Here is a 14772-nt window from a genome sequence, read left to right as displayed (position 1 = left end):
AATTGATGAAAACCTATACCTTAGCTGATGTTGCAGTATTAATTGATAAAGTAAATAAATATGATGATGATATTATCAATTTTGGTACTGCAAAAAATGCGGTTGATGATATCATGATTGAAAAAGCGGAGAAGGCTCTCGGTTTACAATTCACATCTTCTTACAAAGTTTTTCTAAAAAAATATGTAGGAGGGGAAATTGGTGGTGAAGAAATTTATAGCCTTTATGGAGATTGTGGGGAAGGTATTCCTGCTGGTGATATTGTTTTTCAAAATTTAAATGATAGAAAACGTGGTTTTATGACACCACAACAGCTTCTTGTGTGTGATGCTGATTTTGGTGAAACCTTTTACTTTGATTATACGCAGTTTCGGGATGGTGAATGCCCACTCTATGTCATGCTTCCATCTGAAGATTGCGAATATTACGCAAGTAATTTTTATGAATTCCTTTGTAAAAGAATTATAGTACACGTGGGAGATGAGATACCTGAAGGCGATCAACCGATTGAAAAACCAGAGATCACTCCCACTCCGCAACCTATCCCTTTTTACAAGCGCTTTTGGAAAAAGTTATGGGGGAGATGACATGGATGGTGAGGAAATCTCTAGTCTTTCTAGAGATCTCCAGTATTATATAAGTAATTTTTATACAAAAGAATTAAGGAATATGCAGGGGAAGATACATGAAAACCTATACCTTAGCTGATGTTCAACAATTAATTGATAAAGTAAATAAATATGATGATGATATTATCAATTTTGGTACTGCAGAGGATGCAGTTAGTGATGTACGGATTAAAGAGGCAGAAAAAACTCTCGGTTTGCAGTTTACAACTTCTTATAAGGATTTTTTAAAAAATTATAAAGGAGGAGAAATTGGTTATGAGGAAATTTTTAGCATTTATAACGCAAGTTTTGAGGATCATCCTGCTGGTGATATTGTGAATAAAAACTTATATCATAGGAAACATGGTTTTGCGACACCAGAACAGCTTGTCATTAGCAGAACTGATTTTGGTGAGACATTTTATTTTGATTATACACAGTTTAGAGATGGTGAGTGTCCGCTCTATCTTAAATTTCCACCTAGAGATCCCCAATATTATGCGAGTAATTTTTATGAATTTCTATGCAAAAGAATTAAGGAGCATGCAGGGGAAGATACATGAAAACCTATACCTTAGATGATGTTATAGTATTAGTTGATAAATATAATGATATTATCAATTTTCGGACTAAAGAAAATGCGGCTGATGATCTACGGATTGAAAAGGAGGAGAAGGCTCTCGGTTTACAATTTACATCGTCTTATAAGAGCTTTTTAAAAAAATATGTAGGAGGAGAAATTGGCGGTGAAGAAATCTATAGTCTTTATAAGGAGTGTGGAGCAGATATTCCTGGTGGTGATATTGTTTACCGAAACTTAAATGCTAGAAAACGTGGTTTTGAAACATCAGAACAGCTTGTCGTTAGCAGAACAGATTTTGGTGAAACTTTTTATTTTGATTATACACAGTTTAGAGATGGTGAGTGTCCACTCTATCTCAAGTATACATCTGAAGATTGCGAATATTACGCAAGTAATTTTTATGAATTCCTTTGCAAAAGGATTATGGTACATGCGGGAGAAGAGATACCTGATGGTGATCAACCAATTGAAAAACCAGAGAACACTCCCATTCCACAACCTATCCCTTTTTACAAGCGCTTTTGGAAAAAGTTATGGGGGAGGTGACAAGAAGGGGTGAGAAAATATGTAACGTTTATAAGGGATATACAGCAGATATTCCGAGTAGTGGTATTATTTACGATCTCTTAATTCGCTTCCAAGAAAAATCTTGCAGAACTTGCCGCTCAAGGAGATCTTGCCAAACTTGCTGCTAGGAAAGAACTGACCCAAATTGCTGCTGAAGAAAAACAGAATTGGTTAAAAGGAAAACCCACTAAATTTACCGATAGCAAATTTGGTCAGACATACAAAGTCTATCAGAGAGATGATTTGTTTGATTCTAACAAAATTGTTAAATGGACAGTAAAAGGGGAAGACGTATGGGGCACCAATGTTGAAAGAATGAAAACAGGAAGAGCACCTATAGGACATGATGGTGAGTCTGTTGAGTTGCATCACCTAAATCAAACCCCTGATGGCCCCTTAGCAGCAATGAGCCATGAATTTCATAAAAAATATACTTCCGTGATTCATAATAATCCAAAAACACATCAATCGCTTATAGATAGAAAAAAGTTTGATAAGCAGAGAGAGGAATTTTGGTATAAATTTGGTAATGGGTATGGAGAACAAAAAAACAGTCATTTAGGAGGAATAATCGATATGAGATGGGGTATCATAGGTCTAGATTTTAACAGATGGGGACAGGAGCATCGGCAATAATGCTCTACGATTGATGAAAAGAAAAAACAGAGACTTATAAAATAATTGATGGAGAATAATGAATGAAAACCTATACCTTAAATGATGTTATAGTATTAGTTGATAAATATAATGGTGATATTATCAATTTTGGTACTGAAGATGATGCAGTTGATGATCTTGTGATTAAAAAGGCGGAGGAAGCTCTCGGTTTACAATTCACATCTTCTTACAAGAGTTTTTTAAAACATTGTAAAGGCGGGGACATTGCTGGTTATGAAATTTATAGCCTTTATGAGCATCCTATAGGTGTTTCTGTTAATGACATTGTTTTCCAAAATTTAAATGATAAGAAACGTGGTTTTGCGACACCAGAACAGCTTATCGTTTGTGATGCTGGTTTTGGTGAAACCTTTTATTTTGATTATACGCAGTTTCGGGATGGTGAATGCCCACTCTATGTCATGCTTCCATCTGAAGAGTGCGAATATTACGCAAGTAATTTTTATGAATTCCTTTGTAAAAGAATTAAAGAAAGCGTGGGAGATGAGATACCTGATGGTGATCAACCAATTGAAAAACCAGAGAACACTCCCATTCCACAACCTATCCCTTTTTACAAGCGCTTTTGGAAAAAGTTATGGAGGAGATGACACAGGGGATGGAGAAATCTCTCGTCTTTCTAAAGAGCCACAGTATTACACGAGTAATTTTATACAAAAGAATTAAGAACCATGCAGGGGAGGATTCATGAAAACTTACACTTTAGCTGATGTTGCACAATTAGTTGATAAGTGAAGCATAATGAAAACGAAAGACGTAACAGAGATTTTAAAAAGATTGGGTTGGGAGCCTCATCGCGATGAAGTTGGGGATACATTTGCTTATTATCATCTTTCTGATCGTATAATACGCATTCTTTACGATGTTGTAGATTATGGAGAAGATGGTGGAAGGTTGCGGCTATCAGTTGCTCTTACCACCGCTGCTTATTGTCTTGCTGAGGAATATGATAATGGCGAACAGTCGCGCTATGAATATGGTGATATGTTGATTTATGCAGAAGAAAATTTCGGAATTGTGGCACAGAATCTTTCAGGAAGTCATATCAAAGCTGCTTTAAACAAAGTAATCTTTTGGGCACAAACGCAGAATATTGAACAAAAATTGCGTGAAGAAGCCGCCAATCATTCTGCTGTTGCACAAGCATTACTTGGCGATATTGATGCTTTAAGGTCTGATAAGCCGGCACCTCAATTACATGTACCAGAATTTGCAGATTACAAAGCGATGACGCGGTATGAGCGCCTCATTCTTTTTGCGCAAGCTTATAAAAACGGGGAGTTAAATGATATTCTAACGCGTAAAAAGCCCAAACAGCGCTCGATAAGCCTTACTGCAGCAAGCCGTATTCTTAAAACCCAAGGGTGGTTTTCTACGGAACCTGGAAAAATGTGGCTCTCTTTGCCAGATCGCTTTATTCAGTTTGATTTTGGTTTTGTACATCTCCATAACAATTACAATGTCCGTCTTGAAGCTGAGATCTCTAACGAAGAGATTTCTGTAGCTTGCAAATATATTTACTATAGGAGAGAATATATTTGGATACGACCTACGGATATTTATCAGTCTTTTAATACGATTGGGGGAGGGATTTTTAGTGGTTTTGATAAAGGGATTGATATTTGCGTAGAGACATTGAATGAGCAAGAGTTGACAAAAATCTCTGAGCGGATAATACAATGGGTACGCGCTCAAGATTTGCAAGCATCGATCGAAAGCAAAACTCTTGTTCAAAAATATAGCTACAATATACGTATAATCTGGCATTTGGCTTGTTTAGCGTTGACTGGAAAGATCGATGTACTGAGATTTTATCAAAACTCCATTGCGGTAGGTACGATTTCTGAACATTTAGATGATGATGACGTAGAAAAATACGTTAACCATGCCGTTGAATATGCTGAAAAACATCTGAAGATTCTTAATGAGCGAGAGGCAGCAGAAGCACATCTTGGTCCGAAAGTTTTGATTACTTTCAATAAAGTTGCTGAGCAATTAAAACAAATGGGTTGGACAGTTTATCGTGATAAAAACTACAATCACAATGCTTATTTTATCAGTAAAGACCGTATCATCAATGTAATGTATAACTTTCAATGTGATGAAGAAGAGCCAATTGTTGCATTTAAGGCTTCTCTTTCAACACTTGGCTTTTCCACGGCTCATAGAGAGATTTTCTATAATATGCCTCAATATATAGCCCTCAAAGAAGCAGAAGAAGTTTACACAGTTTCTAGTATTGAATTGGATGAAGGTAAGCTAAAGCAGATTTGTACAGATATGCTTGAATGGGCTGAGCAGCAAAATGTCAATCAAATCATTTATGATTATGCCGCGTTGTCTCCAGATAGTGAACTTGATCTTGTAGCGCGTCACCTTATTGCGCTTGTTTTGATTGGGGATATTGAAAAGCTCAAATATTACAAGGAGAATTTTAGAAAGGAAAATCCTTTAGGTTTTGTGGAAGAAATCTCAAAATATAGAATTGATAATCTCCTCACTCTTGCACGGGGTTATCGGACCGGTTTCCCTAAAAACGCTCCAATTTTAAGCTTGGATCCACAAATAACATCTGTTGCTTCTCAAACAACAGCTGTTGATGTGACAGAGGAGATAGAGGAAACGGATGATAAAGATGCTCCATTGACCATGGAAAGTGCCACAGCACTTTTAAAAAGCCTAGGTTGGTCAACCGAGAAAATCGATGAAGATGACCATATAGCAAGGTATCAATTGGCTGATCGTGAAGTAGACATTCTTTATAACGATGAAATTGTCAAAGATTGTCCACAATTTGATAGCGCCTTTTTGATTAGCACCGGTATTCTTTCTGCTGCTTGCAAATTCATTGATCCTAGCCACACGGAAGATATCCCAGATATACAGCTTAATTTTGAGGCAAAAGGATTGGAAATCTTTGAACCAGAAGTCACTGCGGATCGTTTAACACAGGCGCTTGATGATGCCCTAGAATGGACAGTAAGCGCTATTGATCTTTCTGAAAGACTTCGCTCTGATTATGGTATAGCGCCTTGGCAACAAGATGCAAAGTCTAAAGCATATGATACAGATAATGCTTTGCTTCACCTTGGAGCCCTTGCTTTATTAGGTGATGTTGATACTTTGCAGTCTTATCAGCAAAGTTTTACCTCAGGAGATCATTTAGGCTTTGGCAAAAGCATCCAACAGCTTCATCTTGAACGCGCTATCGCTTTAGCCAAGGAAGTATCAAAGGTAAAGCAAGTGAGCTACACTTTGATTGAACAGATTGCAAAGGATTTTACCAATCACTGAGAACTTCCCAGCGATGAGCAACCCCGCTCTTGGAAGGAAAAAATCACTCAATTTATGAGAAAAAAAGACAAGAAATAGCCCCTAAAAAATATCGAAAAGATTTCAGAAATTTAGATGACAAGGAGCGGTTTAAAGCTTTGATCAGTAGTTGAGAAACTCAACCAGTGGTGTGGCTCTGATCGTGGTTTTGGTGCAAGATTTAAAGGAAATAACCTATACAAAAAGACCTATAAAATTATTCCACAGATTAGCAAAATCCCTTTTAATAGACTTTTGTCAGTCTTGTCAGTTTAGTCAGTTGTTTCTAGACCCTATAGTATTTTTTAAATGAGAGTAAATTAAAAACATTATTTTTCAATATGTTAAGTTTTATCGATTTTTCAAAATACAACTTATTAAAACAGCCATAACAAATAAATACAATCGTAAATATATATTTGTCAGTTATCTGTCAGTAAATTGAACTGACAAAATGATTATTTTAGTGAGTGATTAAAACACGTCTTAAAAAAACATGTGATCCTTTAAAGCCTTTCAAAAGACAGTTATAATCATAAGAAATGCTATCAAGATCATTATGGTTATAGTTTAGGGGGGGTAGGGGGTTTTGGAGGTTCTTTTTACACCCCCTTTATATATATTTTTTAGTCAAAAATAAAAGTTATTATATTTCAATAAGTTAATGTTTCAAATAAACAACCTATATTAAACACAACACATAAATACAATCTTTAATATATATTTAAGAGGGTTTTGTAGGTGTTTTGGGGGTTTTAAAAACAGACAAAACCTATAAGTAAAATGAAGATATAAAACTCTCTTTAAAGAGTTTTTTTGAAAGCTATAAAGCACTCATTTGAGATTACGGTATAATCTCTTAAAGGCAATCAAAAGAAGCATATTCACTTTAAGAGTGGATTTCTTATAAGTCTTAAAGCAATCCAAAGTAGAGTGTTTAAAAGTGCAAATGTTCTTTTTTTAGAATAACGCATGATAAATTATTCCTTTTAAGATTATATCTAATTAAGAGGTATAGATTATGATTAAAGGCTCTATACCTCTTATGAGTTATAAGATCTTATAAGCTTATTCAGTTTCTCTAATTTCTAATTTTGGTAAGTTCTTAACAATCTTAATTGTCTCTAAACTTACAGTAATAACCCTTTGGAATAACTCCAATGGATAAGCAGGGTTTCCAACGGTCTCAACAGCATAGCGATTGGCATCATTAACAATGCCACTCTTTTTATCTGTTTTTACACATTGACGACCCATAACCCATTCAAGAGCGGGCTTGCCATTGACGATATATTCATAAGCCTCAAGAGGGATATCTGTCATCGTGATATTGCTGTTATAAATAACTGTCGATTTATCCTTTTCCTTACTATTCTTAATTTTTGCGAATTTCATTTCAGTTACATAATAAAACTTTTCTGGATTAGAGATATCAGTCTGTTTTGGATTGCCTTTTTTAAATGAGACTGGATAAGGTTCCACATCTTCATAATTGACGTGCAAATGACCCAGTTGACGCCCTGCTGTTACAAATTTCCAAAAGTCTTCTGCAGTTTTTACGCAAGGGATACGAGGGAGTTCTTTAGAGAGGTTATCAGCATAGCGAGTACGATAATCTTCTGAGTGTAAAAGACCGTAAACGTAATAAAACAAATCATCTTTAGTGATTTTTTCATTAGGATAAGCAGCTTTAAAATGTGTTAATCCAGCATCTGTAATGCCATCACGAACTTTCTTTTTTACTTCTGTAATGAATAAGTTATGATCATGATCTTTTTCTTCTTCACAAGAGAGCATGAGTGGATAACATTTTGCACCTTCTAAAGTACCGTAACTGATCGGTTTATTAGTCATGAGACAAGAAAAATTTGATCTACTTCCTATCCCAGAAACACAAATACCAAGATTATGCGGAATAGTTGGATTAAAAAATTGATGCGTACGTCCTAATCTATCATTAAGAAATGGTGAAGCATAATGCCATATTGTCATAAATGGTGTATAGAGAACAGGAACTTTTAGGTAAGATTCAAATGTTGCATCTATCCCTCGTTTTAATCTGGATATCAGAGTATCCGCCCAACTGATTTTCTAGCATCATAATCAATGATCTTTGTTACAGGTATAGACGGATTTTCAGCAACGAGACGCTTTTGTTCATTAAAAAAATCAATTGTTTTTTGAATAGATGCATCTAGTATATCACATGAAAAATTGTAAACCCAAGCATCTCGATTTGATAATACACCAGGTGACATTATTTCAAAAAGCTTAGCATCTGCTAAAATATTTCTATCTCCCATGGGCATAAATTGATTAAAGGTTACATCTCTTTGCTTTATCCAATCATGTTTTTCATTAGGTGTGATTTCAATAAACTGTTTGGATTGTATTATTCCTTTTATGCTTTTTAATTTATGCAATCGTTTTAATTTTTCTTTGGCAGAAAGGTCATCTCCAATATCATAATAGTAAATTTTACAAGGCTGTTTCTCATAGGGATTGCGTATAAAAAGAGTTATTGCTATTCCAGTCATACTTCCAGAACCAAAAATATTCCCTCCTTCTTTTGCTGCTTTATTTGATAACATATCTTTTCGAACATCACCACGAAGGTTAATGATATAAATAGAAGAATACTCATTTTGTAAGCATCTTCGCATGCCATCCGCAAATGTTTTATCAATCCATCCATTCCCAGAAACATAAGCTACAACACCGCCTTGTGAACTTAAACGATTACTTGCCCAACGAATTGCTCTAATATAGCTATCATAGAGGCCTCTTTTTAGTTTTGCTTGAGATCTTGATGCATATGTATCTCGAATACTATCGTTAAGCGTATCATAACGTACATTTGGATTATTATCATTGGCACTTTTTTGACCAACTGAATAAGGAGGGTTGCCAACAATAACTTGGATATCTGCTTCCTGCTGTTTTTTACATCGCTCTGAATTTTCAAACATATAGCGTGTGAAAAAATCTTTTTCCTCCAGCATCAGAAATGTATCAGTTAAACAAATCCCTTCAAAGGGGATATAGTTACCTTTCATAAGGCTATGATAGGTCGATTCAATGTTAATGGCAGCTATGTAATAAGCCAGTAAAACAATTTCGTTGGCTTTGATTTCATTTCGGAACTTATATTCCATATCCTCTGATTTGATCAGTCCAGATTGTAAAAGCCGTGTGATAAAGGTCCCAGTTCCAGTAAAAGGGTCGAGAATAGAGACGCCTCGAGAACTTAAACTTTGTCCAAACTCTTGCTCTAAAACATCATTGACGGAATGTAAGATAAAATCGACTATTTCAATAGGCGTATAAACAATCCCAAGTTTATCTGTTGTCTTTTTGAATGCTTTGGTAAAAAAATCTTCGTAAAGTTGAGTAATAAGGTTTTGTTTTGCGCGCGTTTCAATAATGCCCTCTGTATCCTCCTTTACACTTTGATAAAATTTTTCAAGATCTTTAGCTTCGTCTTTGATATTCATCTTATCAAGTTCAGCTAAGATCTTTTCCATAGCCTGTGAGATAGCATTCTTACTCACAAACTCATTTCCATCAAACAAAGATTCAAAAATAGGACGCGTCACAAGGTGTTGCGCCAACATCTCAAGTGCATCTTCTTGCTCGATACTGTCATTTAAACCGTTCTTTAATTCTTTGTGAAAAACATGAAAAGCGCGATAAGCTTCACTCTTTTTATCAGCGAGTATGCTTTTAAGACGGATAATATGATTTTGTGCAATTGCAGCGACATTTCCCGCCCATTTTTCCCACTGATTAGGCTCTCCACATTTTTTGACAATGATTGGCTTAATAGCACGCGATAATTCATCAATATAAAAATCGAACTCTTCTTGTACTTCATATCTATGAGGGCTTTCACTTGCTACTGAACCAATATGGAGACCAGCACTTTCAGATTTTGCGTGGAAAGAAAGTTCGTCAACAACTGCGGTCATTGCTTGCAAAGCGGGGTCAAAAGTTACCCCTACAATCTCAAATAGATGACGAACATCTTGATCTAGCTCTAAGGCTTTCATTTTGTTTTTAAAGTGGTTATCATGAGCACGCAACGCATTGAGAACTTGCCAGATGACGTCATACTTTGTATTGTTTTCTAAAGCCTGTTGTGGTGGAATATTGAAGGGAATACCAACGGGTAAAATAATATAGCCTGTTGTTTTACCTTCTGCGCGACGCATTACACGCCCCACAGCCTGTATCACATCTACATGACTTTTTCGGGGGTGTAAAAACATAACCGCATCAAGAGCAGGAACATCTACACCTTCAGAAAGACAGCGCACATTGGTGAGTACACGGCAGTTATTCTCATCTGTATCTTCTTTAAGCCAATCAAGCAATTTATTGCGGTCTTTACCATTAAAAGTCCCATCAATGTGCTTAACATCAAAGATAAGAGATGTCTTACTTTCGGGAACAAATTTATGATATTCATCAATAGCATCATTAAAAATCTCACTAACTCGTTCAGATGTCTTGATATCCCTACAGAAAGCCAGAGAACGACGCATAGGTTTTATGCCATCGTCTTCTTTCTTTTCTATTTGAGAAAGTGCTTTGTAGCAGCCAATCATTTTGGTTGTATCATCAAGAATAAGTTCGGAATTTTTATCTTTGAGACGCTTCTGAATTGTTGCGTTGATAATTGCTTCATCAACAGCTAAAACAATAACTTTATAAGGGGTTAACAGTTTATCTTGTAGAGCTTTTGAAAAAGTATAGGTGTAAAGATTTTTCCCATAGAGCTCTTTATCATCCATAGAAGCTAGCACGGCATCGGATACGTCAGCCTTCTTCTTCAACTTATCGGTAAAGATCTTTGGCGTTGCTGTCATATAGAGACGTTTTTTACCCCGAATGATGCTGTTATCATGAACTTTGATAAATTCAGATTCATGCTTGTCTGTTCCTAAAACAACTCCCGTTGTTCTATGGGCTTCATCACAAATGATTAGATCAAATTCGGGTAAATCATATTCCTTTTGCGCATCGGAAATCACTTGAATGGAATGATAGGTCGAAAAGACCACGGTCATTACATCAAGAGAGGTCTTATTAGCTTTACGTGCAAGTTCTTTTGCATCCGTGGTCGCCGGTAAGACAAGATCTGATGCATCAAGACCAGATTCATCATCATGTTTCCCTTTACGACGTTTGCCTACTTGTGTATCCGAACACACGGCAAAGGAACGCAAGGGGATTTCTGTATCAAGGGTCCATTCACGGATTGTTTGGGACATCAAAGCAAGGGAGGGTACCAGAAACAACACACGCTTGCCTTTTCCGGCGAGTGTCTCTGCTATCTTAAGACTGGTAAAAGTTTTCCCCGTCCCACATGCCATAATAAGCTTGCCACGGTCTGCTTCTTGCAAACCTTCACAAACTCTCTCAAGCGCTTCTATCTGATGATCTAAAAGCTTTTTTTTTGGTTGCTCTTTAAGGACGGCTTGTCCTCTTTCTTTATAAGCTCCCCAATCGATTTGACTGTTTTCTAAATCAAACAGATTAATCTGTTGAATACGAACCTCTTGACCATCACAAGTGTTGTTCGCATTATCACTCCAATTGCTTTCGGTGCTATCAACCAGAATACGACGGGTGAATATTTTCTTCCCAGAGGCAGCGATAAAACTATTAATATCTTCTTTTTTAATGATGTGAGAAGCATCATAGCATTTACATTGAATAGCTGCATATCCTCCTTGATCACGGATTGTAGCGACCAGATCAATACCGATATCACGCCCATCTTCATCATGTTCCTTAGCCCATTCCGAATAAGTCTGAACCTTTTCGTATTCCTGCTTTTGTAAAGGGTCTTGCATGAGATAATCCTTCACAAGATTTTCAAACAGCATTCCCAATTCACGGGGTGATTTTGCCTTTTCACGATAGAATTGTAAGAGAGAGCGTAATGAGACGTGTTTGTTATCAGACTTATCAGATTGAAGCATTATGCATTAAACTCCAGCACCTTATAGCATTGATAATTATTCAAAGGAATCGAAATGGAGTTAATTAAATGGATTCAAAAGAAATATCGACAACAAAATGATACAAAACAACCAAAAAAACCATAAATTGCTTAAAGTAAATTTTATAAATAATATTTATAAGCAGCAAAATAGTGGAATTTGCTTATCGTTTCACACATCATTCAAGACAAATGCACTACGTGTTTAAAAACATCATAATGATTATTTTGATAGGTTTTATCACAAATTTTACAGAGAGGTTTTGAAAGTTCCTAACACCTTCAAAATACTTTCAAAACACATTCTATTAGTTGAATTTACGAATGTATTGTTAATACAAGTTGTTTTTTCAAAATTTAATAAAAATTAACATATTGAAATATAACAACTTTTATTTTTCTATTTTAAAAAATATAATAGAGCAATAAAGAGGAACCTTCAAAACCTTCAAAACGTTCAAAACTAAGAGACAGAAAGACTTTGAAGGTTCACTATGCAAATACAAAGTTGTATTGATTTAATGCTTTATAACATTTTCAGATTGCCTCAGTGCGAAATCTTATGATTTTTCACTAAAGGATTCCATTCATAACGTATGGTCGGTCGACCGCCTTTTTGACAACTTTCTCTAGAGATTTCACGAATATAGTTACAACGGCATAAAAGATCTAAAGCACATTTAACGACGTTCTTGTCTTTTAACCCTTTCCAATTCTTTTGGTGAATATCGCGTAGAGTAAAGACATTTTGTAAATAATCACAACGTTCAACAATCAAATTTGCCCACTCTGTTTTTAATGTATCTCCCGCCGCATAAAGACGTTTTGCGTGACTTATCAGATATTTTTCCCAACGCAACGCTGTTGTGATGGCATAGTGTCCAATTTCAAAACCACCACTATCAAGAAGTTCAAAAATCAACGCAAGACTTGCTATGGTTTTTGGCATTTTTAAAACATGCGATTGTAAGCTTTCGGAGAAACGACCACTTTTTGCCTCTCTATGAAGATGCTCGAACCATTCATAAAATTTCTCTTGTGCTTTTGGCATAAAACGCATGATCAGCGGGTGTTCTGGAGAACCTAGCCGTTTATCACGAAAAGAACGAAAAACGCTTTCATACTTTTGCCAGCCCTCTTGATTGGGTGGTCTATCAACCAATTGCCACTCTTGATTTTCATCGGGCCACACCAGCATTTGAAACCGTTGTAATAAACCGTCATCGTTTATTCCACGGTGTATTGCTTGAATGATGGAAATAATTCGTGAAGGTTGAATGCCTCCAATCATTGATAAAGTTACATGGGGAATAAAAATGGTTCCACGCTCTATACGGTCATAGGTAAATTGATCATCTCCATTGAAAGCTGTTAAATAGAAAGAACGGTCTGTTTGATATTCCTTTTTCTCCAAATTGGCTAAAAAACAGATAATTCATCACGGACCATTAAGAGATCACGGGGAGGCTTCTAACAATTCCCCAAGCTTTTCAATCGTGACATCATTGACAATAAGACGTTGTTTATTAAGCGTATCATCATCATTTTTACGAGTAAAAAACTAAGTGGTGTGCAAAGTAATTATGCTAATCATATTCGCAACATTAGAAAAATAATAATTTATCATTACTTACTGATACAGAGCGCAGTATTGTAAAAAATAATTTGCTTCAATTACCAAATAAATAAAAATACAATTGATTAAGGAAATTTTTGCTTTGTATGAAGCACACGTAAAATACGCACAACGCCATTTGAAATATCATAAATCATGATATAATTTGGATTTACAATAAGTTCACGTGTATTTACAATTCGTCCTAAACGACCAAGAGTAGGAAATTTAACAAGTTTTTCTACCTTTTCAGATAAAAGTTGATCAAACTTTAAGGCAGCAGAAGGATTATCTTGTGATATGTATTCACGTATCTTTTTGCGGTCAACGTGTGCTACTTGTGTCCAAATTAGCTTCATAAAGTTGATCTATCTAATTTACTTTGTGTTTTTAAGCGCCATTCCTTTGCTTCTGCTTCCACTTCTTCAGAAGATATTATATCGCCTGCATTAGCAGAATTTATTCCTAATTGGACTTGTTCCCGAAACCATAAATCATGCGCACTTTTTTCTTTTTGTTCTTTTACAATTTCGCGCATATAATCCCGCAACAATTGTGCACCAGATCTATCGCATGCCTTTGCTGCTTTAGAAAATTCATTTTTTAATACATCATCAACGCGAAAGGTAAATGTTGTTTCAGCCATTTTACCACCCCTTAATGTGTTACAATATAATTCTAATGTAATACATTTTTACTATTTCTTCAATAGCTACTGTTAGAATAGATATTTTATATCTATTTTGCATTTTCATAGACTTGAAAGAGACGCCCATACATTCACGGGCTCTGATAACAAACCAGACAGCAAAGAAAGAGCAGTTTCAATGCCTTCACAAATAACCAGATGTTTTGGATTGGCTTGACTTAAATGCACAGCACCGCCGGTGACAGATCCCAACATGGCTTTTGCTAGTACTTGATCTGTTTTGCAGCCATTGGCTTGTAAAAAGGTTCTATGAATGGCAAAAGAGCAGGCACCCTTAACAAGAGCAACCAACGCGGGCAGTGTCATTCCTAAAGGGTGTGGACATTTTGCATGAAAGCGTAAATCGGGAGGCAATTCACAAGTGATACCCCGCTTGCGTAAATAGGTTTCTGCTAGCGTATCTTTTATTGGTTGGCTTTGCTGCCAAATCTCTCTTGCTCTTTCTGCTTTCTGTTTTGCTCTTTTAAGATCAGCAGAAAACTGTTTTGAGAAAGAGAGCCTATGATCATAAGTTTTATCAAAAAAGGCTTGTTTCCCAAGCAAGCCAATTCTTCTAAGCGCTTGTGTGATCTCTCTAAAAGAGCAGCCCGCATAACAAGTGAGTAAGAGGCGCCCATCATGTCCATTGGAAAGAGATAGACTAGGCAACCTATCATCATGGGCTGGACAACGGGCACTTCCATAATGCCCATG

General features: G+C 36.0%; 8 protein-coding genes and 3 pseudogenes. 6 read left to right on the top strand and 5 right to left on the bottom strand.

Annotated features, from left to right (window positions below; translation table 11 throughout):
* The first annotated feature begins 5 nt into the window (after window positions 1-5).
* From ABD915_RS06520 to ABD915_RS06495, 6 genes are all read left to right on the top strand, one after another.
* Window positions 6-587 (top strand): SMI1/KNR4 family protein, encoded by a 582-nt coding sequence (locus tag ABD915_RS06520; protein ID WP_345116731.1) that lies wholly within the window; start codon window positions 6-8, stop codon window positions 585-587.
* Window positions 588-685: 98 nt separating this feature from the next.
* Window positions 686-1171, top strand: a complete 486-nt coding sequence (locus ABD915_RS06515; protein WP_345116729.1) for an SMI1/KNR4 family protein — start codon at window positions 686-688, stop codon at window positions 1169-1171.
* On the top strand, window positions 1168-1737 hold the full coding sequence (locus ABD915_RS06510) for an SMI1/KNR4 family protein (protein WP_345116728.1): 570 nt from the start codon (window positions 1168-1170) through the stop codon (window positions 1735-1737). The genes ABD915_RS06515 and ABD915_RS06510 overlap by 4 nt, the downstream gene beginning before the upstream one ends.
* A 264-nt stretch (window positions 1738-2001) precedes the next feature.
* On the top strand, window positions 2002-2394 hold the full coding sequence (locus ABD915_RS06505) for an HNH/ENDO VII family nuclease (RefSeq protein WP_345116726.1): 393 nt from the start codon (window positions 2002-2004) through the stop codon (window positions 2392-2394).
* A 62-nt stretch (window positions 2395-2456) separates the two neighbouring features.
* The gene (locus ABD915_RS06500) at window positions 2457-3026 is read left to right on the top strand and encodes an SMI1/KNR4 family protein (protein ID WP_345116724.1); all 570 of its coding nucleotides are present in this window, start codon (window positions 2457-2459) and stop codon (window positions 3024-3026) included.
* Window positions 3027-3177: 151 nt separating this feature from the next.
* A complete protein-coding gene (locus tag ABD915_RS06495) occupies window positions 3178-5730 on the top strand; it encodes a DUF6990 domain-containing protein (protein WP_345116722.1) in 2553 nt (850 codons plus the stop codon).
* 1086 nt (window positions 5731-6816) lie between these two features.
* Here ABD915_RS06495 and ABD915_RS06490 read toward each other — a convergent pair.
* The 5 genes and pseudogenes from ABD915_RS06490 to ABD915_RS06470 all read right to left on the bottom strand — a co-directional run.
* Window positions 6817-11735 (bottom strand): annotated as a pseudogene (locus ABD915_RS06490) (DEAD/DEAH box helicase).
* A gap of 567 nt (window positions 11736-12302) precedes the next feature.
* Window positions 12303-13298 (bottom strand): annotated as a pseudogene (locus ABD915_RS06485) (DUF3987 domain-containing protein); the annotation flags it as partial.
* Between the two features lie 158 nt (window positions 13299-13456).
* Window positions 13457-13729: a type II toxin-antitoxin system RelE/ParE family toxin gene (locus ABD915_RS06480; RefSeq protein WP_144755043.1), complete on the bottom strand. Its 273-nt coding sequence runs from the start codon at window positions 13727-13729 to the stop codon at window positions 13457-13459.
* A complete protein-coding gene (locus ABD915_RS06475) occupies window positions 13726-14016 on the bottom strand; it encodes a CopG family ribbon-helix-helix protein (RefSeq protein ID WP_345116719.1) in 291 nt (96 codons plus the stop codon). The genes ABD915_RS06480 and ABD915_RS06475 overlap by 4 nt, the downstream gene beginning before the upstream one ends.
* Before the next feature lie 111 nt (window positions 14017-14127).
* Window positions 14128-14772, bottom strand: a pseudogene (locus ABD915_RS06470) (DUF7146 domain-containing protein); the annotation flags it as partial.

It is taken from the genome of Bartonella jaculi, from assembly GCF_039543045.1.
Classification (GTDB): Bacteria; Pseudomonadota; Alphaproteobacteria; order Rhizobiales; family Rhizobiaceae; genus Bartonella; species Bartonella jaculi.
The sequence above is the reverse complement of the archived record's forward strand: the minus strand, read 5'-3'. Positions and strand labels throughout refer to the sequence as shown.

What these genes read in the sequence shown, in the direction of transcription:
- ABD915_RS06495 (WP_345116722.1), top strand. Translation starts at nt 3,178, where the DNA reads ATGAAAACGAAAGACGTAACAGAGATTTTAAAAAGATTGGGTTGGGAG.
- ABD915_RS06475 (WP_345116719.1), bottom strand. Translation starts at nt 14,016, where the DNA reads ATGGCTGAAACAACATTTACCTTTCGCGTTGATGATGTATTAAAAAAT.
- ABD915_RS06500 (WP_345116724.1), top strand. Translation starts at nt 2,457, where the DNA reads ATGAAAACCTATACCTTAAATGATGTTATAGTATTAGTTGATAAATAT.
- ABD915_RS06510 (WP_345116728.1), top strand. Translation starts at nt 1,168, where the DNA reads ATGAAAACCTATACCTTAGATGATGTTATAGTATTAGTTGATAAATAT.
- ABD915_RS06520 (WP_345116731.1), top strand. Translation starts at nt 6, where the DNA reads ATGAAAACCTATACCTTAGCTGATGTTGCAGTATTAATTGATAAAGTA.
- ABD915_RS06480 (WP_144755043.1), bottom strand. Translation starts at nt 13,729, where the DNA reads ATGAAGCTAATTTGGACACAAGTAGCACACGTTGACCGCAAAAAGATA.
- ABD915_RS06515 (WP_345116729.1), top strand. Translation starts at nt 686, where the DNA reads ATGAAAACCTATACCTTAGCTGATGTTCAACAATTAATTGATAAAGTA.